This is a genomic window from Flavobacterium sp. LK-23 (assembly GCF_058135255.1).
Map to the genome: position 1 here is coordinate 59,652 of NZ_JBYUVT010000021.1, position 25,966 is coordinate 85,617.

Annotated in this window: 13 protein-coding genes and 1 pseudogene; 4 read left to right on the forward strand and 10 right to left on the reverse strand. The window is 33.0% G+C overall.

Annotated features, from left to right (window positions below):
• Positions 1-4 precede the first annotated feature (4 nt).
• From AC3Y25_RS21405 to AC3Y25_RS21420, 4 genes are all read right to left on the reverse strand, one after another.
• Positions 5-1,252, reverse strand: a complete 1,248-nt coding sequence (locus AC3Y25_RS21405) for a T9SS type B sorting domain-containing protein (RefSeq protein ID WP_489904145.1) — start codon at positions 1,250-1,252, stop codon at positions 5-7.
• Positions 1,253-1,333: 81 nt separating this feature from the next.
• The gene (locus tag AC3Y25_RS21410; protein WP_489904146.1) at positions 1,334-2,641 is read right to left on the reverse strand and encodes a thioredoxin family protein; all 1,308 of its coding nucleotides are present in this window, start codon (positions 2,639-2,641) and stop codon (positions 1,334-1,336) included.
• A gap of 192 nt (positions 2,642-2,833) precedes the next feature.
• The gene (locus AC3Y25_RS21415) at positions 2,834-5,263 is read right to left on the reverse strand and encodes a phage tail-like protein (protein WP_489904147.1); all 2,430 of its coding nucleotides are present in this window, start codon (positions 5,261-5,263) and stop codon (positions 2,834-2,836) included.
• A 66-nt stretch (positions 5,264-5,329) separates the two neighbouring features.
• Positions 5,330-10,768, reverse strand: coding sequence for a beta strand repeat-containing protein (locus AC3Y25_RS21420; RefSeq protein ID WP_489904148.1), 5,439 nt, complete (start codon positions 10,766-10,768; stop codon positions 5,330-5,332).
• A 676-nt stretch (positions 10,769-11,444) separates the two neighbouring features.
• Between AC3Y25_RS21420 and AC3Y25_RS21425 the strand changes: the two genes are divergently transcribed.
• The 4 genes from AC3Y25_RS21425 to AC3Y25_RS21440 all read left to right on the forward strand — a co-directional run bounded on the left by AC3Y25_RS21425 (position 11,445) and on the right by AC3Y25_RS21440 (position 16,388).
• Positions 11,445-12,536, forward strand: coding sequence for a sensor histidine kinase (locus tag AC3Y25_RS21425; RefSeq protein WP_489904149.1), 1,092 nt, complete (start codon positions 11,445-11,447; stop codon positions 12,534-12,536).
• A 6-nt stretch (positions 12,537-12,542) separates the two neighbouring features.
• Positions 12,543-13,871: a sigma-54-dependent transcriptional regulator gene (locus AC3Y25_RS21430; protein WP_489904150.1), complete on the forward strand. Its 1,329-nt coding sequence runs from the start codon at positions 12,543-12,545 to the stop codon at positions 13,869-13,871.
• 488 nt (positions 13,872-14,359) lie between these two features.
• Positions 14,360-15,340: a helix-turn-helix domain-containing protein gene (locus tag AC3Y25_RS21435; RefSeq protein ID WP_489904151.1), complete on the forward strand. Its 981-nt coding sequence runs from the start codon at positions 14,360-14,362 to the stop codon at positions 15,338-15,340.
• 34 nt (positions 15,341-15,374) lie between these two features.
• Entirely contained in the window at positions 15,375-16,388 is a 1,014-nt protein-coding gene (locus AC3Y25_RS21440) for a helix-turn-helix domain-containing protein (protein WP_489904152.1), read from the forward strand.
• Between the two features lie 66 nt (positions 16,389-16,454).
• Here the strand turns inward: AC3Y25_RS21440 and AC3Y25_RS21445 are convergent, their stop codons facing one another.
• The 6 genes and pseudogenes from AC3Y25_RS21445 to AC3Y25_RS21470 all read right to left on the reverse strand — a co-directional run.
• Positions 16,455-18,416, reverse strand: coding sequence for an OmpA family protein (locus AC3Y25_RS21445; RefSeq protein WP_489904153.1), 1,962 nt, complete (start codon positions 18,414-18,416; stop codon positions 16,455-16,457).
• Positions 18,417-18,453: 37 nt separating this feature from the next.
• Positions 18,454-19,371: a PorP/SprF family type IX secretion system membrane protein gene (locus AC3Y25_RS21450; RefSeq protein WP_489904154.1), complete on the reverse strand. Its 918-nt coding sequence runs from the start codon at positions 19,369-19,371 to the stop codon at positions 18,454-18,456.
• A 19-nt stretch (positions 19,372-19,390) separates the two neighbouring features.
• Positions 19,391-20,701, reverse strand: coding sequence for a T9SS type B sorting domain-containing protein (locus AC3Y25_RS21455; protein WP_489904155.1), 1,311 nt, complete (start codon positions 20,699-20,701; stop codon positions 19,391-19,393).
• 327 nt (positions 20,702-21,028) lie between these two features.
• Complete coding sequence (locus AC3Y25_RS21460) at positions 21,029-22,447, reverse strand: thioredoxin-like domain-containing protein (RefSeq protein WP_489904156.1); 1,419 nt, start codon at positions 22,445-22,447, stop codon at positions 21,029-21,031.
• A gap of 86 nt (positions 22,448-22,533) precedes the next feature.
• Complete coding sequence (locus tag AC3Y25_RS21465) at positions 22,534-24,999, reverse strand: phage tail-like protein (protein ID WP_489904157.1); 2,466 nt, start codon at positions 24,997-24,999, stop codon at positions 22,534-22,536.
• 82 nt (positions 25,000-25,081) lie between these two features.
• A pseudogene (locus tag AC3Y25_RS21470) lies at positions 25,082-25,966 on the reverse strand (hypothetical protein); the annotation flags it as partial.

Here is a 25,966-nt window from a genome sequence, read left to right on the forward strand (position 1 = left end):
AATCTTATTTATCATTTGCAATATATAAGTAACCTGTATTTTCAATTATTGTATTGTTTTTGTTGTATTTTAGAACATAAAAATAGGTTCCTGCCGGCAATCCTTCCCCTCTCTTTACTGTACTTCGTCCGTCAGAATATCCTTTAAACATCACATCGTTTTCATTATAGGATGTGGCATCATATACTTTTACTCCCCAGCGATTGTATATCTCTACACGGTTGTCTGGATATTTATCAATTCCTTTTATATAAAAGCTGTCATTAATCCCGTCACCATTAGGTGATACAGCATTGTAAATAATTAGATCTGAATCTGGAGTGATTGTTTTTTTTACAATTGCAATTGTAAAAAGTCCATAACCTCCTACCTGAGTCGTAACTAATTTAGAATAATCTGCTCCCGTAAGAAGATCTGTGGTCTTTCCTCCTTCGCTTACCCACTTTAATGTAGTATCATCCCAACGGACTATTGCTAATTCAGTATCCGGATTTTCTACAAAGAAGGAAGCAGGAGTTGTATGCGTATCAAGCGTTAAGCTTAAGATAATTTTTTCTGCTCCTTGGTCTTGTGTTAAATTCCAATACTCCGCCTCATCGATAGACAGAATTGTCTCTTCTTTATTGGTATAAGGATGAAGACTTCCTGCATTTTCAAAAAAGTACTGAGTGGTATAAACATTGTTTGTATTCGCTCCCTTATCATGATAAGATGGTCTGAAGTAAAAATTGTCTCCAATAGGAAATTCAAAATTTAAATTCCCAATATTTTCTACTTTTCCATCGACAAAACTCAAATTACTGGCATCAGTATGAAAAGCATTTTGGTCAAAAATCATCTTTCCATTATAGCTATCAGCATTTATAATTCCTGTTTTAAATTGAGAATTATTGCCCACTTGAATTGCTGTTTTTAAATGAAAAGGAACTAATTCCGATGTGTTTTCAAAAATAACATTCTGAAAATGTGATATTTGTGTCCCTGAAATTAGTTGTTGTTGCGTTCCTATGAAATAAGTTTTTCCGTTACTCGAATTAGTGTAAGTAACTAGTCCGTCATTATTAAAATTGGCATAAGCAATAAAACTGCCATCAATTAGTAAGTCACCACTGGTTTTATTATCAAAGTCAAATAAGGTCGAAAATTCCGTATTTGGTGCAATAGATAAATCTCCCGTATTGATCGTTTGCGCTGATAGTTTACCAATAATCAATATTGATACAATAATTACTTTTATATAAATTTTGATCATCTCTTTTTAATTTATATTATGACTAAAAGTTCACTTCACTGTATTGTTTATCTTTTTAATATCTTTTGATATTTAGAATTATTACGTAGAAAAATACTTTAACAATTGCCTAAAGTTGGCATTCTTCAAAACCACTTTCTTATTTTCATCGAGTACATAAATTGCAGGAAGACTTTCTATCCAATATTTTTCACGCATATTATCAGATTCATTCTTGTCCCATAAGTTAATCCATCTGGGTGGATAAGTATTTTCCCTTACATATTTACTCCATTCTTGTTCATCCTGATTAATATAGATTGCTAGTACAGTAGCATCTTTAGGTCCATCTGCATAAAACCATCCTTTTATTTTTGGTGTAATTTCAGAACAATTAGAACATTCCGGATCATAGAAATATAAAATAGTGTATTTTGATTTTACATTATTTAATAGATATTCTTTGTCTATAAAATCTTTTAAATTGAGATTAGTCGCTTGAGTTCCGACTTTGTTTTTTTGATAAATTAAAATTTGCTGCGTTATAGATTGCTTTTTCCAATCTGGAACAAAGGATTGTTGTTCAGCATTTTTTAAAATATCAACCATAATATTTTCATTGTTATTCGTATAAACCGATTGATGAAAATTTGTATATAAAGCATCTGAAACAACCTGATACATTAAAGGGTTTACAGCACTTTTTTGCAATAATTCTTTTACTACATCATCTAATTCGGGATCATTTTTATCAAATAGCGAAATATATTTTTTTATTTTTAATGGCACTAAAGAAGTATTCAACAAAACATCACTTTGAAAATCGACTCCCTTAAAATAATTATCACGTAGAAATTTCGTTGTTTGCTTGTATAGTGCCGAATTAGGATCAGACATATAATTATCTAAAATACTCCCAGTCATTAATGGCAAATTATTACAAGAGACAATAGCGGATAAAAGTGTGTTTGGGAATCTTTTTATAATGCTAATTTCTAAATCATATAACCGCTTTTGATGTTCTTTGATCTCTTTACTAATTTTCTCTTTATTTACTAGAGAAGTGGTTAAATTAACCTCATCATATAATTTTTGGATTTGATTTTCTGTCGCCCTGATTGAACCTAAATAAGCTGAATAAACTCCATTGACAGGATTATCTTTAAATAAAATAGAATTGTATAATGTATCATGAGATATTGTTAAAACATTACTTTTATTTTTTTCAATTAACAATTCTATTATTCCATTATGAATTTGTTTAGGCGTTTGCAAAATGTACTGGCCTTCTGAAAAAGGTGTTTTGGCTGAAAATTCTAATCTTCCTGCAGTTTGTATCAAAATAGTATCTCCTCTTGTTATATTACCATTTAGATACCCGTAAAAAATGCATATATCTCCTTTTTTCAATTGTGTGCTTTCTAAAACTACTGATGATTGCGCATTAGTTGTACTTGCAATAGCAATTAATATTTCGAACCATATAATAAACCTGATTATATACATAATAAAAATTGTTACGATTTAATTACATCATTTAGTAACAAAAAGAAAAGCAAACAATATTTAATCTCGCGCTATTTCGATAATGATCTGATTACTTTATCTTAAAAAATATTGCATTACATAATTATTACCTGTTCTAGTCTGATTCCCATCAGATTTACAAATATTCGCACCATTTACGCATTTTTGAAAATGATCGTTTAATTGAGCTCCTCTGCTTGTGTCATTATCTCCATCGAAGTAACCAAATAAATTGACCCACACATTTGCATTTGCCACATTAGGGTTTCCAAACCAACTAATTCGCATTGCTTCTGTACTTTGCACTAATTGAAACGAATGTCCAGATACACCATTGTATGTTCCTGCACCTTTAGTATTGTTTGCACTTGCTGTCATTGTAAACGGAACCCCAGCTATCATTCCTTCACCGTTAACACCACGTGCTATAGTTGCATTTACTTTTGGATCTGCCCCTGAAACTGTTGAGAATGTCACATAATTCGTGCTACCGCGTGCATCAGCAATATTACCTTTACCCGCATTTGAAGCCACTCGTAATTTATACTCGCCAGCACCTGTATTTATAGCAAGCATATGTGATGTAGGGATTCTGAATTCGTCATATTTTATAACACCTCCAGTTGTTAAATACTGGTATCCATTTTGGCTATAACTACCTGAACTGGTTCGATAGTTGCTTACATTTAAATTAGTGTAGTCTCCATAATATTCAACATATCCTGTCCAAGTATATTTATTCCAGTTTACATCTTCAGAAAATGAATATATCAAGGTGTAACCTCCGCCTGTCATATCGCATAATGTTTTATATGCTGAACCTGCTCCAGATGGTCCAGGAGTAAGCGGATTTATCCAATATTCTCCGTCCTTTGCTGTATTTGAGGTCGCCAATAAAATATCTTTACAGCTTTTACCAGGATTAGTCTGATCACCGGGGCCAACTCCAATTGTTAAATTGATTGTTGTTACATCTCCACAGCTTCCTTTAATAACCAAAGGAACTGTCCCAGATGTTTCAGGTATTCCAGTTGCATTAAAAGTAATTGTAATATTTTGTGTGCCAGGTGCAGGAATAGTTCCTGAAGCTGACAATGTAATACCTGATCCCGTTGCTTGTAATGTGTAAGGACCTATCGAAATTGCGGTTAAGGTTACTGAATACTGCGCACCTGTTAACGGCACATTAGCTGTCCATGTACCGATTTGATTACCTGTTGGAGAAGAAACGACAGCAAAACATCCGATAACATCCTGAACTACTACGGAAACAGTAGGGCAAAGTATTGTTCCAGAAACTAATTCTTTAAATTGATTAAATACAATTGTACCTACTATGTCTGGCGTTCCGCTTGCTGGTATTTGTATTGTCTGCAATCCTGCTTTTTCAAATGTGCCTGAGACCCTAAAAGACAGACCATTTTTATCTTCCGTTTCAATTGCATACGGGCCGGGTTTTGTTACATTTAATTTCAGTTCAATGTAATTAAGAGAGGTTGTTTGTTTTCCTACTGAATAATCGCCCTCAACAGTTACATCATTAGTACAATTCACTATATCAAATGCAGCACTAGCACTTGTTACAGGCACATTTATCGTGCAACCATAAGAAATACCATCTTTATCTAAAATATCAAAAGATATAATACCATCAGGAGCGTTCCATGTTGGAATACCACTTGGGCGCAGCGTTACAATTTGTTCCCCTGGATAGGTAAAAAAACCAGTTGCTGAAAATGAAATTCCGTTTTTTAAAGCTGTTTTAAAAGTATAATTACCTGCTTTAGTAACATTTATTTTTAGAATTATTTGATCTTTAATAGTTACTTGTTTTCCTTCATTAAAATCACCTATAACTTCTGATTCACTACAATTTATATTAAATTCAGCATTGTTTTCAGTTACTGTAATTGGAAAAGTACATACAGCCGAACCAGACTGATCTAATAAATTATAATTGAAATTTCCCGTTGAAGTTGGTGTCCCAAAAGCTGGAATTTTAATAATCTGAGTCGTTGGACTTGCTGTACTAATAATTGAAGATAGAAAAAAACGGACACCATTTTGTGTTTCAGCTACAAAGGTATAAGACCCTGCTTTGGTCGCTATAACAGGAAGTTCTAAATACTCATCATTAGTAACGGGTGTGTCTTTATAATAATTCCCTACGGCTTTTGCATTAGCACAGTCAAATGTAAACTTGGCAATAAGTACCGGATTACATTCTGTCCAAGTGTCTCCTTTCCATGATTGCAGACATTTTTCATCTGTATTATAAACTGTTAATCCGTTGTTATCAGCTGTCAATGATGTTTGTAATGCATTAATTTGAACCTGGCTTAAGCGAGGAGGCATAAAACCTTTTGTCCCGTTTTTAGAAAGTATTTCTAAGGTTGCATTCGGATCTCCTTTTTGTTGACCTCCAATTACTACTGGTTCATTTATTTGGCTGAAAGTATTAATAAAACTAAAAATTAATAGTAGAGTAAAAATTATTCTTTTCATAGTCCTTATTTTTATCATTATTTAATAAGCTTTGATACAATATTTTATATTGATTATGTATAATTATTACATTGTATAATTTATTACATACCAGTTTATTCCGTCTGACTGCAAAGTAATTTTTAAGCTTCCACCTGTAGCGCCGCCAAATACACTTGATGCAATATATGGATAGGAGGCTGTATCAGAATACACTACCGGAACATTAAAATTAACTACCACAGCTGTGCCTCCTGATGATACTGTATTTTGGTTAAATACTAAAATTCTACCTGTATTTGTTGTAGCATCTGGAAGTGTAAGCGTAATGTCACTCGTTAAATTTTTGGCAATAATTGTATAGTCATCATCAACTAATGTGTAATCTCCAGAAGTAATTTTAATACCTAAAACATTTGGTTTAGCAGGAGTTTTCCATTCTACGCCTGTCGCCGTCGTTGTTAACACATCACCTTCAATCGTTGAAGGAACTATATCAACCGTCGCTGCAGCCAAAGATGCTCCTGTACCTGTTACCGCTAAAACTGTAGCAGGAGTTGTAGTAGTTATATCTGACTTTACAATCGTATTATTAACTAAATCAACTAAGTCTATAGCTGTAGAAGTACCTTCCCCTACATAATTCAAGGTATTTAAAGTACTGTTATAACTTAATGTCGTAACTGTTTCTTTTACTTCAACAGGTGTGCCCCCTGCCTCGTTGGTATAGGTCGCGATAATGTTTCCAGTAGTTACAATTGGATTTACTGTAGTTACGGTTTCGCTAGCCTTAATTGCAGGAGTTAGGTCTAGTGGCGTGCTAGCTATTCCGTTTACTGTTGTAGTCAAACTAGCTCCCGTAAGTGATGTTGTATTGCTATTTACAATATTCACAGAAGTTCCTGTTACCCCATTTACTGTGGTACTCAAGCTATTTAATGCTGAGGAGTTTGACACAGTAGTAGCAGGAATTAAGGAACTTGGCGTTACCGTTCTTAATATGCCAGTTGCATCTGCTACGACAATATTATCAGTACCTGAAATACTCGGTTGCAAACCTTCGAAGCGAACAGGATTTACACCAGTTAAGGGTTTTACGTGTAAAGTGTTTGTCGGAGCATCAATGCCAATACCAACATTTACAGCATCGGCCGCAATACCTCCTAACACCAAACTATTGCTGGTTGCTACCTTTGAATTATTTCCAATAGCTGTGGAATTATTTACAGGGTTGCCATTTGTTGGATTAGCATTACTACCAATAAATGTATTATTGGATCCATTAAATCCACCAATACCACCAGCAACAGAACCCACCGCTGTATTGTTACTTCCTGTTTGATTACTTGCAAGTGCTGAATAACCTACTGTGGTATTATGATTTCCTGATGCATTTTCCTGCATGGCAAGAAGTCCAGTTGCGGTATTAAAATCTCCTGTTGTGTTCGTAGACAGAGCATAAGTTCCTAATGCTGTATTATTAGATCCTGTTGTATTGCTATAAAGGGTATAATTCCCTAACCCAGTGTTAGATTCCCCTGTAGTATTTACAGGAAGGACAGATGTTCCCATTGCAACATTTCGAACTCCTGTGGAAGTGGTATTTAATGCATTAACCCCAAAAGCGGTATTGTCTGTTTCAATTCTTCCAGCTGGAGTGTTATTTCTTTTAAAAACTAAATTAGCATCATCAAGAGTACCCAAGAAATTAAATTGAGACTGTATTCCCATATTTCCATTAATGCTCCAATCATTCATATTTAGTTCAACGGGTTTAATAGTTCTTATGATTCCTATAGGATCAGTAACCAAAATTTCATTCATTGGGTCTCCATGCATTAAGCCCGTAATAGCTAAGGTATTTGCAGAGTCTGTAGTAATTGTAGTTGGAATAGTAAGATTTCCACCCAATTGCACATTTCCGTTTGTTGCTGTTAGCCCATTATCTGCAGTGATTAATACAGGAACAGCAGGAGTTGTTGCTACTCCGTTAACTGTAGAAATAAGGTCTCCATTTATTGCTGTCAAAGTATTAGTCGTTGCAGCTGTTAATGCTGTAGGAGTTAATAAAGCTCCCCCATCGGTCCCAACAGTGATTATATTACCAACGTCAGCACTTATAACATGTGAATCAACAGATAAACCTTCTTCATTAATAAAGTTTATAATTCCTGTTCCTACATCCTGAGTTTGTTTTGTTACGGTTTGTTGAATATCAACTGGGGTTCCGCCAGCTTCATTAGTATAAGTAGCAATTACACTTCCCGAATTTACAATGGGAGTTATGGTTGTTATGGTCTCACCTGCCTTAATAGCTGGAGTTAAATCTAATGATGTACTTACAACTCCATTTACAGTTGTACTCAAGCTTGCTCCTGTTAGTGAAATTGCATTACTATTAATGATATTTACTGCTGTTCCTGTTACTCCATTTACAGTAGTACTCAAATTATTTAATGTTGAAGTGTTTGATACTGTCGTAGCGGGAATTAAAGAGCTTGGAGTTACTGTTCTAAAAACACCTGTTGCATCAGTTACCACGATGTTGTCGGTTCCAGACACGCTAGCTTGCAGTCCTTCTACGCGAATAGGATTTAAACCAGTTAACGGTTTTATGTGTAAAGTATTTGTAGGTGTATCCACTCCAATACCAACATTTACAGCATCAGTTGCAATACCTCCTAAAACTAAACTATTACTTGTCGCTACTTTTGCATTATACCCTACAGCGGTTGCATTGGTTATATTTAATCCTGAAGTACTTAAATTTGAACCAGCACCAAGAAATGTATTATTTGAAGCTTCGGTATTATTGTTACCAGCACCATTACCTAATGCAGTATTTCTGTTACCAATTGTATTGCTAGAGAGAGATCCGTATCCTGAAGAAGTATTAAAATTACCCGTAGTACTATTAATAAGTGCTAAATGTCCAGATGCAGTATTTTCTGCACCAGTTGTATTATTGTATAAAGCATTTTCACCAATTGCTGTATTATAAAATCCAGATGTATTGCTAAAAAGAGAATATCTCCCCATTGCAACATTACCAACTCCTGTAGAAGCAATATTTAAAGCGAATACTCCAAAAGATGTATTGTTACGATTAAGCAAACCTGCGGGCTCGTTATCTCTTTTGAAAACTAAATCTTTATCATCTGTTGTTCCCAAAAAATTAATGGATGGATCAGTTCCACTATTACCCAATAAATGCCAATTATTTTCATTCAAAGCTGTAGAAGCTATTGTTTTTAAAACACCACTCGGATCTACAACTACTATATTATCATTTACTATTCCGGTTTGTAAACCTGTTACGGCTAAAGTATTAACAGGACCAGTAGTTATTGTTGTTGGAGTTATCAGGGCTCCTCCTAATTGAACGTTACCGTTTGTTGTAGTTAATCCATTATCAGATGATATTACTATTGGAACAGGTACAGTTGCTACGCCATTTACTGTTGAGATTAAGTCACCATTTACAGCTGTTAAAGTATTGGTTGTCCCCGCTGTAATAGCTGGAGTCAAATCTAGTGCAGGACTCACTACCCCATTTACGGTCGTAGTTAAACTTGCTCCTGTCAATGAGATTTCGTTGCTGTTAATAATTGGCACAGCAGTTCCTGCTACTCCATTTACTGTTGTAGTTAAATCATTTACTGTCGATGTATTAGAAACACCGCTAACAGCATCTGAAGTTGTAGAAACCCCATTTACATTAGAGGTCAGAGTATTGCCTGCCAAACCTAGAGTATTGGTTGTTCCTGCTGTAATTGCTGGAGTCAAATCTAATGCTGTACTCGCTACCCCATTTACGGTTGTGGTTAAACTCGCTCCTGTTAATGTCGTTTCGTTGCTGTTAATAATTGGAGCACCTGTACTGGTTATTCCATTTACTGTTACTGTCGCAGTATTTATGGCTGAAGCATTTGAAACACCGCTTACAGCATCTGAAGTAGTAGAAACTCCATTTACATTTGAGGTCAAAGTGTTGCCTGCCAAGCTCAAAGCATTGGTTGTACCCGCTGTAATAATTGGAGTCAAATCTAATGCAGTACTCGCTACCCCATTTACGGTTGTGGTTAAACTTGCTCCTGTCAATGAGATTTCGTTGCTGTTAATAATGGGTACAGCAGTTCCTGTTACTCCATTTACTGTTGTAGTTAAATTATTTACTACTGATGTATTAGAAACTGTAGTTAAATTTGTAATAGCGGTAGGGGTCAATAAAGCTCCTCCATCGCTACCAGCAATAATTATATTAGCAGGATCAGAACTAATGACATTAGATGTGAGTGCTGTTCCAGCTTCATTAGTAAAAGTTATGGCTCCCGTTGCTAGATTTTGACTTTGGGCTGTTACAGTTTCTTTAATATCTACTGCTGTACCAGCCTCGTTATTATATGTAGCTATACTATTTCCAGTTGTTACAACAGGAGTTATTGTTGTGACTGTTTCTGCATCACCAACTAAATCAACCAAATTAATTACTGTTGGAGTTCCACTTTCACCATTATAGGTTAAGGTTTTCGCTATTTGATCGTAAACTAATGTCGTTTGGGTTTCTGCATCACCTACTAAATCCAATAAATTAATGGTGTATGGCGTAGATTTTTCATCTATATAAGTTAAAGTATTCGCTACACCATCATATGTTAGACTTGTAAGCGTTTCATTTGTTTTAATAATGTTAGTCAATTGAGTAATAAAACTAGGGGTATTTAAGATTGTATTGGCATTGTTTATTACATCACCAACTATATCAATTGTAGTTGTAGTGGCATTCTCGCTTGTATAGGTATATAGACCATTATTTGCTGCATCTTTATCTAACGTAGTTATTGTTTCGTTAGCTTTTACAATAGTGCTAATATCAATAATTTGTGTATTGCCTGAATTATCAACGTAACTAAACTGATTTGTTGTAGAGTTAAAAGTGACATTCCCTTCTGTTTTGTTGACGATATCCTGAATGATATTGGTTACGGCGGGATTGTTTACAATCGTACTGAAATTAGTTGTGACATCGCCAACAATATCAATATTGACAGCTGTACCCGCTTCATTGGTATACGTATAAGAACCTCCGCCATTATTAACAAGTGAGGTAATGGTTTCATTTGCTTTTACGATTGCACTTATATCGATAACTTGCGAATTTCCTGAAGAATCAATGTAAGTAAATTGTTGATTAATGGGATTATAAATAACTGTTCCAGGATTTGAGGTTACTTCACTTGATATTACAATTCTATTCCACTTATTATTATACCAATAGTAATATCCTGGTGTAATATCTGAAATTGTTGCTGCATTAAAGACTAATAAACTATTCACATTGCCATTAGCAATTGTAGTACCGTCTGTAGAGTTTTTTAAATTAACTCTAGGAATTAACACACCTTTATCAGCAGCAACAACTTCTAATTGGGAAGAAGTATTTGGCATTGGTGTTCCAATACCAACCTGAGAATAAGCTGCATAACTACCTAAAAATAAAATTAATGAGAGTAATTTATTCTTCATAAGTCAAATATTAGGGTTATCAATTTATTTGTAAGAGAAATAAAAGATTTAAGGCAAATAATTTGAGAGTAATAAAGAAATCGAGACAAATGAACAAATCTATCTAGCGATTTGCATTTGATTTAAATGGCTTGAAATAAATTAAATGAGGAATTTTAGAGCCGATCAAGACTAAAAATTTTATAAAAACATTCCCCTTTAATTAAGAGAGTTATAAAGATAATAAAATACTAACTCGCTAACTGTTAAAGTTTTATTTTTATTTAATAAAAAAAAACCTATATATATATTTATGGTTTTTCTATTCGATTTTAAGTTGTGAGTAATTTTATAATCTTATATCATTATAAAAAATTATCACTCATCGGAGGTTTCAAATTATTTCTTCATAACAAAAACAATATTAGAAACCAGTATTCTCAAAAAAATATTCTGTAAGGCTTTATTGCATTTTAATTCTAATAGTTTATCATCCGAACATTGGCATTTTTTTACAAAAAATCATTCTCAAAATATACCCTTAAAAGTTAAAAAAGTAATACAATAAGACTATAATAAAAAACCTTATTTATCTTATTTTCAAATAGTTAAGAATTAACTTTCTTTTATTATATAGTCAAAAATATTTTTTTACTTTTGGATCCATTTTTTAATGAAAAACAAATAATTTCTTACAATGAATTTACAGTTTACAGAAGAAAATCTTAAAGAAAAAATTAAAGAACTAGCTTGTCTTTATGAAATTTCTAAGATTATTTCCAAATCTAATTCTATACATATTCAAACACTTTATGAGATTATTTTTAGCACAAAAAAGGCATGGCGTTATAATCTTGATGCCGTCGTAGAAATTCATATTTTAGATTATCATCTTTTAACATCTGAGAAAAAATATCCGAGTATTTTTCAATGCAGTATACTGCAAACTAAGGATATGGATTCTGGATATATTAAAGTTCATTATCCCTCTGCAAAATATACTCAGGATGATTTTAATGAAGACGAGCAGAAACTTCTAGATACTATTGCAATAGAAATCGGAAATTATATTGAAAAGTTTCAGACACTGGAAAAAAAAGCGGTATTAAGAAGAACCATAGAACGTATGGAACGTCTTTCCTTACTTGGCGAAATGACTGCAGGAATAGCACATGAGCTAAATACGCCATTAGGTAATATTTTAGGTTTTGCAGAACTTATAAAAGAGCAAAATTCCGATCCCGAAATTAGTGCTGATATTGATATTATCATTAATTCGGTTATCTATTCTCGAGAGATAGTCAAAAAACTCATGTTCTTTTCTTGCGAAATGCCTCAAAAATTAGAATTGCAAGAATTAAAACCTATTATCGTTTTTGCCTTGTCTTTTCTAAAATCTAACTTTCAGAAAAAAGCAATTAAACATGAATTGATCTTTGAGGATGACACTATAGTAGCAAAGGTCGATTCGGTTCAATTTACTCAAGTATTATTTAATCTGCTCATAAATGCTATTTATGCTTCGCCAGAAAAAAGCACTATAAAGATAATAGTAGATCATGACGAGACTAATCTTTATCTAAAAATAGAGGATCAAGGAACGGGCATTCCGGATGCTATAAAAGAAAAAATATTTGAACCTTTTTTTTCAACCAAACCTGTCAATTATGGCTGCGGACTTGGTTTAAGTGTAGTTCATGGCATCATTAAAAATCACAATGGAGAGATTACGCTTCAAAACAATTTTCCAAATGGATCAATTTTTACCATTCGCATCCCTTTATCTTAAAACAAAATGACTTTTAAAAAAGAGAATATACTGGTTGTCGACGATAATAATGATATGCTGGATTTAATTCAAAGACAATTAAAATCTTTCAATTATCGAACTTACAAAGCTTCTTCTGTAAATGAAGCCATTGAAGTCTTAAAAAACTCAGACATAGACTTATTGATCAGCGACCTCAATATGCCTAATATAAACGGACTTGAACTATTAAAATATGCAGAAGAGCATTTTCCGGCAATACCAAAGCTTGTAATATCTGGAATTCCATCTGTTTACAATATTGTAAACGCAATGAAATCTGGTGCATTAGATTATTTGACAAAGCCTTTTACAAGTGAAGAACTCCATAAAACCATTTTAGATTCACTTAAGAAAAGAACACTTGTGCCTAAAGCTTCAACCAATTTTCTAAACCTGGATAATGAAAAATCGTATGGAGGTCTTACTGGAAGTTCGCATCAGTTTAGGGATTTAGTTGAAACAATCAAACGCGTAAAAGACACAAAGGCAAATGTTCTTATAGAAGGAGAAAGCGGTACCGGAAAAGAAATGATTGCGAGAGCTATCCATTTTACCAGCAAACTTGCAGACCAGCCCTTTATTGTAGTAAACTGCGGTGGAATACCCGAAAACCTTATAGAATCTGAATTATTTGGACATCTAAAAGGTTCTTTTACAGGAGCTTCAGAAAACCGAATAGGCTTATTTCAATCTGCCTCTGGAGGCACTATTTTTTTAGATGAAATAGGAGACGCTCCTTTGTCTGTACAGACTAAACTATTACGAGTTATTCAAGAAAAAGAAATCCTACGAGTTGGTGCAACAAAACCAGAAAAAATAGAGGTAAGGATTTTATGTGCCACAAACAGCAATCTGGAAGATATGATTCTAAAAGGCACTTTCAGAGAAGATTTATATTATAGAATAAACGTTATTACTATTAGAACTATTCCTTTACGAGATCGAAAAGAAGATTTATTGACCTTAATTCATCTTTTTATAGAAAAGTATTCTCTTGAATATAATAAATCGAATGTTCAAATAAATGAAAAAGCAATCGAAGTTCTAATGAGATACAACTGGCCAGGAAATATAAGAGAACTTGAAAATGTAATTCATAGATCGGTTATTATGAGCGATGACACCATTACTTTGGATCATATTCCCGAAAATTTAAAATATCACATCCCATCTTCAGATACACTTTTTAAGCCTTTAAAAGAATATGAAAAAGAACAGATTTTAAAAGTCTTGGCAGCTGTTAACAATAACAAAACAAAAGCGGCCCAAATCCTGCAAATTGACAGGAAGACTTTAAACCAAAAAGTTCTTTAAAAACGGGGATATATTCCTCAACCGTTCAAAATCTACCTAGATGATTTACACGTTTTAAAATAGACAAGAATACAATTTACTGATTTACAAATTAATATAAAAAGAGGCATACCGTTTGCCTCTAAAAGCCTAAAATGTATTAAAATAAATCAAATTAATTAAAAACAGTCTTAACGTGAAACCAATATTACACTTCATTTCAATCTCATATTGCCAGCATGTTAAAGAAATTGAGAATAGATTCTTTCACAAATTCAAGTTTACCTCTTTAGCACTTCCAAAAATTATGAGCATAGTGTTTTTATTAGAAATAAAGAACCAAACAGCATTGTAATAAAGATTCATTAATTGTAAATTTTACTGCATACTGCTTGGTGTTTTCAAGTTATTAACAATTACAACATCACTAATTACCAATAACTTATAAAACAAAAAAGTTATTTAATTTCTTAAAAAATCTTAACTTTATAACACAAATCCACATTTCCATGAAAATAATTAAACATTATTATGATGCAGATCTTACTTGGGTAGAGCATTATGCTGCACAAATTGGAGGAAAAATTGAAGGAAACTTTATCAGACTCCCTGAGGATTCCCAAACAGGAATACGATATTTTTTAGATTGTGGCGATGGTATTCTAGCCTATTACATCAATGTAGAATACAAAAGAAACTACCAATTAATACAACAAAATTTGAATCAAGATTTTGTTGGATTTTATTACAACTTAACAGAAGGGGAAGCTACCGTAAACACAGACCATTTTATGTACAATGTCGGTAGATGGAAGTACAACCTAGCTGTTATTGATGGATCTTTGAACTCAGAATATAATGTCAAGAAAGGGAGCAAAACTTTTGCCTTATGCTTTTTTATCAAAAAAAATATGTTAAAGGCTTTTACTCAAAAAAATGGTATTGTAATTCAGAATATTGACTCTCTACTTGATCCCAAAGAAAATACGATAATTCGGTTTGACAGAATGACCAGCGAAAGCTATCATATTTTAAATGATTTGAGAAAGCTCCCAGTTGGAGGAGCTATTTTCAATCTGCACTTAAAAGGCACTGTCCACTTATTAATTTCAAATTACTTAAAAAAATTAGCTACAAAAAAAATCATTGCTCAAACAGTTAACAAAACAGACTTAAATCATATTATTGCAATACAAATGTACTTAATTGAGCATATTAGAGATCACTTTCCAAGTATAACGCACATGGCCAAGATGGCTAATATGTCAGAATCAAAATTTAAAACTTTATTTAAGAAAATAACAGGAGATACAGCCAATGTTTTTTTTATGGAAAACAAATTATTACTTGGTAAAGAACTTCTTGAAAACAAACAGCTCACGATTTCGCAGATTTCAGATGAACTAAATTTTACTAATAACTCTTATTTCGCATCAAAATTTAAAGAACATTTTGGGTTGTCTCCTAAAGCATTTTACAAACAATTGTAAAGGAGTGCCAATAATTAATCGTAATAAATAGTCTATGAGAAAATTTACGCATTCCTACACTTTAACTCCAGAATGGCAATATGATTTAGTGAAACAATTGGATACAGAGCTATTAGATGATAAACTGATTATTGTACCCAAAGATATAGGCAAAGGCTTTTTTTATTTTTCTCAAGTAATGGAGGGTATTTCAGTCGTGTATGCCGATTTAACAGCAAAAGTGCCTATCAAACTAACACGGCAAAAATCTGACAATGAAATTTTCATTTTTCATTTTGATTTAAGCGAGCACATCAATCTTATTAAGATTAATAATATCGATTATGAAATAGGCTCTTTTAATCAATTGGATCTTGCGATACTTGACAATGAAATCGAAAGTTCTTTCAAGCCTTCTGTGAATGAACGAACAATTGCTTTAAGATTGTTAATTAACAAAAAACTCTTGCATGATTTTATTCAGGAGTTTGAAAAAAAAGAAAATTATTTTGTAAAAAGCAAAACAAACAAAAAAACATTCTACCACTATGGCAATATTGACAGCAATAGTATATTGTTAATTCAATCTATAAAACAGAAATCAGTTCGTGACTTAGCTTTTGATTCTTTTATAAAAGGTATTTCCTTAAAAATATTAGGCAATTTTTTTAATAAATTTTACGAAACAAAAAATAAAAGCGTGCCTCTTACCGAAATTGAAAACGAGGCAATTGAGAAGACGAAGAACTATTTATTAAATAATTTATACGGACCATTTCCTTCCTTAACTTTCTTAGCAAGTATGGCAGGAATGTCGGCTTCTAAATACAAAAGTCTTTTTAAAACGCGTTACAACAATACGCCAAAAAATTTATTTATAGAAGAAAAAATAAATCTTGCTCAAAAGCTCCTTAGAAGTGGAGAATATACTACTCTAACTGCAGTTATGTATGAACTTAATTATACCAAACTCAGCTATTTTTGCACTAAATATTTTGAACAGCTTAAAAGAAAACCCACTGATGATTTTGTAAAAAAACACCTAGACCCAATAAAAAATGAATCTTAAAAAATAGTATTAAAAAAGCTGCTGGTAATATTTCTATTAACCAGCAGCTTTTTTTAAAGAAGAAAATTATTTAAAGTTTATAATAAACTCTGAACGTCTATTTAATTCATGTTCCTTCTCTGAACAAATCACGCCATTAGAACAGTGGTTTAATAGCTTCGTTTCACCGAATCCTTCGCCGCTGATTCTTTCTTGATCAATACCTGCTTTAACTATATAGTCAACTGTTGCTTTCGCTCTATTCTCAGATAGTTTCATATTAAATTCATCTCTTCCTCTACTATCTGTGTATGAATTAACTTTAATAGATATGTTTGGACGATCTTTCATTAAAGCTACTACTTTATTCAATTCTTTCTTAGATGATTGTCTAATGTTGTAACCATTCAAGTCAAAATAAATAGGATTTAATTTCAATTTATCTGTTAAATCATCTCCATCTTTAATTTTTACTTTTTCACCATCAACAACAACTTCCATTTCTTTAGTGATTTCGAAACTAATTTCTTTTTTCTCTAAAGGTTTTAATGGTTCAACAGAAACTGTTTTATCAGCATAAGAAGTCTTTTTGTAGACTGCTTTGTCATTTTGGTAAGGATCTAAATACAATTTGTAATTACCATCAGTATCTGTGGTCGTTGTTCCAATACTTTCGTTATTTGGATTAAACAGCTGCACATTGAAATTTGGCACTGGTTTACCATTTTCTGTAATAGTACCGTAAATCATAGATCTTATATCAAAATCAAAGTTTACTGGCTTGTTTTCTGTAAAACTGTAGATATCATCATTACCGTCTCTGTTTGAAGAAAAATATCCTTTTTTAGTGTCAGCATCAATCACGTATGCAAAATCGTCCGAAGCTGTATTAACACCATCACCAAGATTTACCACATGGTATTTTCCGTCATTGTCTTTCATAGCAGCAAAGACATCAAGTCCGCCAAGACCGGGATGACCGTCTGATGCAAAGTATAAAATACCTTTATTATCTACGTAAGGATAAGTTTCACGCCCTGGAGTATTAATTTCATCACTTAATCTTGTTACGTCATTACTTACCAGCGTTCCCTTTTTTAAACTTACCACATACAAATCTGAGTTTCCAAAACTATTGTTGCGATCAGATACAAAATACAGCTGCGATTCGTCTGCACTCAATGCCGGATGCGCTGAAGAGAAACCATCACTATTGATAGGATAAGGCAATTCTTTTACATTTTTCCATTCTCCTTTGATATTTTCTGCAACATAAATTTTCAGGTAATTGGTTCCGTTTTTATCTGCTCCTAATTTACCATCTGCAAAATTGTTTCTGGTAAAATACATGTATTTACCATCTTTAGTAACTGCAGCACTACTTTGGTGGTATTTTGTATTTACATCTCCTTTTACAGGTGTTGTATCTTCTAAGCCTCCATCTGTAGAAATTTTCGCTGTATAAAGTTTCATGAAAGATTTTTCATTCCAGCTATGTTTACGCTTTATAATTACTCCAGTATCTCTTGCTGAAGCAAATACAACTTCGTCTTTACCATTAAATGAAGTTCCAAAATCAGAAACTGGCGTATTGATATTTACTGGTTTAAAGCTGTAACGACCTGACTCCTTTTGAATATCAGCCAGTAGTTTTAGCTCTTTCCAATTTTCACTAGCATCTTTTTTACCTGTTATTGCATAATATTTTTTTACAACAGCACTCGCTTCATTGTATTTTTTTGTATTATTGAGAGCCTGAGCATATCTAAAATAAAACTCTGGATCCACAGATTGTCCAGAATTAAAAACTTTTGAATAAGCTTCTGCCGCTTCGGGATATTGTCCGTTAAAATAATAGCTGTTACCTAATTTTGTATAAACTTCTAAAGAAGAATTTCCTTTATCAACCAGATTTTTATACAGCTTAGCCGCCTCAATAAAAGCAAACTTATTATAAGTTTCATTTGCTTTTTCAATTTTTTTATCCTGTGCCTTTACCACTCCTATTTGAATTAAGCAAATACAAATTGCGGTTAGTACAGTTCTCATCTTATTAGATATCATTTTTTATCCTAGTTTTTGGTTATTAAAAGAATCTTGGTGTAACCAATCTGTATTTGGTTCCAGAAAACAAGTCGAAACGCAAAAAGATTTCATGTGATCCTGAATTGTAGTTTCCTATTTTCTGCGTATCGTAATCGTAAGCGTATCCAATATTCAAACCTGATGTTACCTGAAATCCTGCCATAGCACTTACGGCTGCATCCCATCTGTAGGCTGCTCCTAAAGTTAATTTTTCATTGAATAAAAAGTTTGCAGACAAATCAACTGCCAATGGTGCACCGCTAACCATCTTTACCATTGCAGCCGGCTTGAATTTTAGATTATCATTTAAATCAAATACATAACCTCCCATTGCATACAAGTGCATTTTTTGAGAAGCGACTGATACTTTTACATCATCATAGAATTTGGTTTCCAAAATCATTGGTACTGATAAACCTGCATACCATTTTTCTGAATGGAAGTAAGCCCCTGCTCCAAAATTTGGAGAATTTTTGGTTAAGTTTCCTGATAAATATGGATCTTCCGGATTCAATACATTTAGCTTATTATAGTCAACCTGCATAAAATTGCCTGATGCGCTAATACCCAAAGACAAAAACGTATCTGCAGAAAGTTGTATTGGATAGGAATAACTTGCTGTTACGGTTGTCTCTTGTGAGGGTCCAATTTTATCACTGATTACAGATAATCCTAAACCTTGTCCGTTTTCTGTTATAGGAGATTCAATAGAAAAATTTGCTGTTTTTGGAGCTCCGTCTAGTCCTACCCACTGCGTTCTATACATTCCAAATATACTTGGTATACCGCGGGTTCCTGTATAACCTGGATTTATTGTCATCGTATTATACATGTATTGTGTATACTGCGACTGCTGTTGTGCGGACATTTCAAAAACTCCGATAAACAACAAGATTAATAAATATGAAATCTTTTTCATTAGTTCTAATTTCTTTTAATTATTGATTATTGATATACAAATAACCTGTTCTCTCTTTTACTTTTTTACCAGTATTATATTTCAAAATATAGAAATACGTTCCTGTTGGAAGTTTATCACCTCTTTTTATTGTCGCACGTCCGTCAGAATATCCTCTAAACATATTATCGGTTTCATTGTAAGACTTCGCATCATAAACTTTAACTCCCCATCTATTGTAAATCTCTACTTGGTTATCAGGGAATCTATCAATTCCTTTGATCACAAAGCTGTCATTTAAACCATCATCGTTTGGTGAAATTGCATTATATATAACAACATCTTCTGGTTCTTGTTCTGGTTTCTTAACCAAGGCCATAGTAAAAAGCCCATAGCCACTTACCTGTGCTGTTAATAATTTCTCATAAGGTTTTCCTGCTAGAGGAGCACTAACATCTCCTCCTTCGTTTATCCATTTACCAGATGCGCTGTCCCAGCGTGTTATTACCACCTGATACGTATCGCTTTCATTAAAGTATTCGTCAGGTGTTGTTTGCCTATTCATTGTTAAACTCAAGATAATTTTGTTTGCACCTTTATCTTTACTCACTTCCCAATATTCATTTTTATTTATCTCTAGGATTTTTTCATCTCTCTCATCGTGAGAATGAATAGAGCTGGAATTCTTGTTGAAGTATTGCGTTGTGTATATATCTCCTTCACTAGTGCCTGCTGCATGATAAGAAGGTCTAAAATATTTTCCTGCTCCAACTGGGAACTCAAATGCTGCAATACCATCCTTTTCTACCTGACCGTCTACAAAACTTAAATCACTTGTGAGTGTGTGAGTTGCTTTTTCTCTAAAAATTACTTTACCGCCATAATCACCAGCAAGTACAACGCCTTTTTTAAATTCTGAATTACCTCCTACGGCTATCTTACCAGATAAATGAAAAGGCACTAGAGAAGATACATTTTCAAAAAAAGTATTTTTAAAATTAGAAACCTGAGTTCCTTCTATAAACTGATCGTCTGAACCATTAAAAAATGTAGAACCGTTTTGGCTCTCTGTATAAGTAACTAAACCGTCATTCTTCCAGTTTTGAAAAATATATAGGCTTCCATCATTTACAAAATCTCCCGTTGGCGCATTTTCATAATCCATATAAACAGCCATGATGGTATTAGGAGCAATTTTCACATCGCCGGAATTAACAACTTGTGCATATCCTGAAGAAGATACAATAGCAAAAAAACCAGCATAATACAAAAAAGCGCTTTTGTTTTTTTGATCCTTTACAGGGTCTTTTTTTTCTGGTATTCTATATAAATTAGTATTTTTTTTCATCATTTTATTTACTTTACAGATTATATTAAATAACACAACAAAATTATATCAATACCAAAACTCACTTATCCCGTAAAAGCCTTTGTTGTATTAAAATAAGGTCATTTTATAGGTGAGAAATTTAACCTCGTAAAACACAACAAACTGTATTACAATGTGTTTTATATTTTTCAAATAGATTTTTGTTTTTGTGACAAATCAATATCTAAAATTTTACCAGTCAAAAAATAAAAAGCGAGGAAGCATATGCTTCCTCGCTTTTTAGAAATTCAAAACAAATCTTTTTTCTATATTATCTAGATTGCAAAAAAATCAAATCTTTAAACTTCGCTACTTCTTATCGAAATAATTAATTAATTGCTTGTAGTTGACATCCTTCAAAAGGACTTTTTTATTTTCATCTAACAGATAAATTGAAGGTATATTATCGAGCCAATAATCAGTTCTAATTTTAACAAAATCGGAATCTCCCCATACATTAGTCCAATTTTTAGGAAAGCTATTTTCATTAACATACTTATTCCATTCTGCTTTATCGTTGTTAATATAGATTCCTAAAACAGTAATATCCTTGGGTGCGGTGTTACTCAGCCACTCTTTCACAACAGGAGTTACTTGCATACATCTTGAACAATCGGGATCAAAAAAATAAAGTATTGTATATTTTGATTTTATATTTCTTAAAGATTGTTTTAGCCCCTTTTGATCTTTTAAAGGAAGATCAGCTGACAGACTGCCTATGCTGTTTTTTTTTATATATGAAATCCTTGAATTAATTATATCTTTTCTCCAATCTGGAGTAAAAGCTTGGTTTCGCTCATTTTGAAGGATGTAAATACCTATTTCTTCATTAAAAAAATCACTTTGTTTTATTAAATACATATTTAATAAAGCCTCTTGAATTACGCGATAAGCATCTGGATTTACAGACGCTTTGGTTAGCAAATCATTTATAGCCTCTTTTGAATTTGTAGTATCTTTTATATGAAACAAACTCATATACTGACCTGTTTTACCATACAAATAAGGCGTGTTAAGCAACATATTATCATTAAAATCTACTCCTTCCCAATAATGCTGACGAATAAATTTTATAGCATTTTGATATTCTTTTTCCTCTATTTTATACATTAAATGTTCTGCACTCCAAGCCATATCAGGAATTGGCAAAGTATTGTTACAAGCAACCAATCTTGCAAGTACAGATCCTTTGTATGCATTTACTATACGCATACCATAGTCATATAATATTTGTTGTTCATCAATTGCTTTATTTCTTATTTTTTTTCGCTCAATACTATCAAATGTGTTAAGAAATTCTTCTTCTAGAAAATGTTGTCTGCCATAGAACTGCTGTGCTGATTGAATAAAAGAAACATAGGCATTGTTTTGTTCACTGTCTTTAAAAACAACGTTTTGGTTGTGACCATAATAATGCAACTCAATATCTTTTTTTTCTTCTTTTGAGCATATGATGGTAATAGCATTATTGTTTAATGCTTTTGGCATCCTGAATACATAAACTCCTTCTTTTGCTGTATTGCTTGTGTCTTTTGCCACAATTTTTCCTGGTTCTTCTACAATAGCCACTTGTAATAGTATGGGCATAGCATTTTTATAACTATACAAAGTACAGGTATCTCCTTTGAGCAAATCTTCATTTTTTAGGGTAATGGTTCGCTGTGCTGTTATTTTTTGTACCAAAAGGCAAATTACAAATAGCAGGATTTTTAAGCAGGATTTCTTCATATTACAAAATGTTAAAAAAAATAAACTGCCCCTGAAAAAATTCAGGGACAGTAAATTTATTGATTTTGATTTAATTTTCTTAATAATTAATATGTAAATACTTGAATTACCCTATTGTTAGGACTAACAACCAAATCAGCAGTGCTACAAGTTGCAGCTCCTCCTTTACAATCTAGAAAGTGCCCTCCTACTTCTGTTTTTGTTCCAAAACCTCCAAAATAATTAGGATTAGTCTGTCCTGTTGGCCCTCCTGTCCATTTCAGTAAAATACTAGTTGGTTTACCTATAAAAGATCCACTTGCACTACCACCATTATACTTATAACTTCTACTCACACAAGTAATATCTTTACCATTTAATTTACCCGTAAAATTATGATCTCCATCTGTCTCACCGCCACTACTAGTAAAAGCATATCCGCTATATGGATTAAATTCAACATAGTTATTCTGCGCATTGGCATCTTCAATTTTTGAAGCATTTCCCAATGATGATACTACTCTAATTCTCCATTTATTATTTGTAGTGGTAGTTGATGAAGTTAAATTTGGAACAGTACCATTACTAACATTAATTGCAGCCATTGCTTGCTTTGGCATTCTAAAATTAGCATAATTAATTATCTCACTATTATAATTATCATTATTTATAGGCATATCTTTATCAAAGCAATAATTGCTTGAAATTCCACTTGCCCCCATATAGCTGTTTTTTGCTGTTTGCTCAGAATATGACCATACCATTGTTAATGCATTGGCATTTGACATATCACATAATGTTTTTATTGCAGTACCAGTATAAAGCGTTGGTTTTATCCAATATTCTCCGCTAGGTGCTACACCTACTCCTCCATTATCAACCAATGCATCTTTACAGGTAGAAGCTGGATAAGATTTAGTACTTCCTTTAGTAGGCGTTATAGTGATATTACGCATACAAGAAGTTGATAATGCATCTTTTAAAGTAAAGGAAATTCCCTCTACATCATTAGCTTGAGAAGGTTTACCAGTTACTGTAAAAGAAATAGATACTTTTCCACCATTTGCGCTTAGTTGAGCAGGAGTTATGCTACCTTTTGCATTAAGTGTCACATTTGCATCACTTGTTCCCACGATAGTATAAGGTCCTGCCGAAGTAAAATCTATAGGAATAACAAGCGTCTGAGAAGCTCCAGATACCACTGTATTCATTTTCATTGTACTCGTGATTACCGCATAAGGCGCATTACAAACCATAGCCGCTTGATCTGCCTGAATTTCAAATTTTGCGACTGGTGTACATAATACCGTATTTTTATTGTAAGCATCCAATAATTTTACTGAATATAACCCCGCACTTCCCGCATCAGCAGTACCATCTGCACTTAATGTTATTGTTGCCGATCCTTTTGTAACATCTTCATCTGTAAATGAAGATGATCCACTAAAAGTAATTCCTTTTACTGGCTCTGTTACTATTTTCCAAATTCCTGGTTTTGTAACATTCACATTTAAAGTCAAATAATTAGAAGATGTTGCTTCTTTCTTTTCAACAAATGTACCACTCACTGTTGTACCTGCAGCACTACAGTCAACTGTAAAACTAGCTTTTACACTTTTTAAAGAAATAGTAAAGGTACAGCCTACAGCAACATTGTTTTTATCATACAATGTAAAAATAAGTTTACCATCTGAACCCCATTTTGGAGTACCATGTGCAAATAAAGTAATGCGTGCATTAGGTGAGGCTGAAACATAGCCAGCTCCTTCAAACCACATGCCTGGATCATCGCCATTAGCACCTATCACATTCGTATGCAAAGAATAATATCCTGAAGTTTCTACATCTAATTGAATACTAACTCCATCAATATTCGAATTTACGGGCTGATCTTCTGTGAAAGTACCTACCGGTAGTGTATTATCACAAGAAATTGTAAACTCCGCATTATTTTCTTTTACCTCAGTCGTAAAATTGGAAACTGTACAAACCTCTTTTCCTGATTGGTCATATACTTTAAATGCCATGCTTCCAACATTTTGAGGATTTCCTATTGCTGGAATCTGTATTTTTATTGGTCCTGTTGGCATTGTAGCCACAATCCCAGTATAAGAAAATCTTACTCCATTTATTGTTTCTGTGTAAAAAGTATAAGTACCAGGTTTTACAACTGTAGCTGTTAATTCTATATAATTTGCAATAGGATCAACATTTATACCTGCATAATATTTTCCTTTTATTGCACTGCCAGAACAATCAAAGGTAAACTTAGCTAATGAGATGGCATCACATTCTGACCAAACTGCACCTTTCCATACTTGTATACAGTTTTCATCTGTATTAAATACTGTTAAACCTTTATTTGCTAAAGTTAAGGAAGGTTGTAAGGTTGTCATTTGTGCTGCAGTAAATTCAGGCATTTTTAAACCTTTGGTCCCTTTTTGGGAAAGTATTTGCATCGTTGCATTTGGATCTCCTGTCTCAGCGCCTCCAACAACTACAGGTTTACTTACTTGCGCAAAAGATTGGGCAAAAGTAAAGACCATTAATAATATAAATAATATTTTTTTCATTGTTATAATTTTTTATTAAAATTTCTAATTAAGAAGTATTAAATACCGGTCATTTGCATGACCGGTTTTATACTATTAAATATTATAATGTAGATGTTATTACGTACCAATCAGTACCATCTGATTGCAAGGTAATTTTCAAACTACCATTAGTCTCACCTCCAAATGCACTAGCTGCTATGTAAGATAAAATTGAATCGTCAGAGTATATTACACTTGTATTGAATTTAACTGTGTAAGAAGTTGTTAACTGACTCATCACCAATATTCTTCCTTTATTTTCTGATGCTACTGGAAGAGTAATTGTAATATCTTTCGTCAGTTTTCTGGCAATAATAGTGTAATCATCTGGCGTTAACGTATAATCGTCACTTGTCACATGAATTCCCATAACATTGTTTTTAGCTGGTGCTTTCCATTCTACATTTATTGCACCTTGTTCATCTTTAATTGTCGTTAATACGTCACCTTCAACTTCTGATGGCACTATATTTACAGTAGCATCAGTAAATGTTGCTCCTAAACCTGTTACTGCTAAAACTTTATCTGAAGTTGTAGTAGTAATATCTTTAAGGTTTATCGTAGTAACCTTTTTATCTTCTCCAGTGTAATTAAGTGCTTTTGCAGTAGGATTATGCGCTAATGTTGTTAGCGTTTCTGCATCACCCACTAAATCAGTCATAGTAAGGCTATTTTCAACACCATTTTCATTCTTATAAATTAAAGATTTTGATGCTTCAACATAGCTTAATGACGTTACTGTTTCTTTAAGTGAAGCTGGATTTCCTGATGCATCTGTATAAGTAGCAATGTCATGTCCTGTTGTTACCACTGGTACAAATGAAATTACGCCATCTGTTCCTGTATCTCCTTTAAGGCCTGCAACATACTCGTTCATGTCTTTTCCGTCGTTTCCAGGAAGCTCTTTCCAGATCTCGAACGCCGACTTACCGTCCGCTCCCGTGTC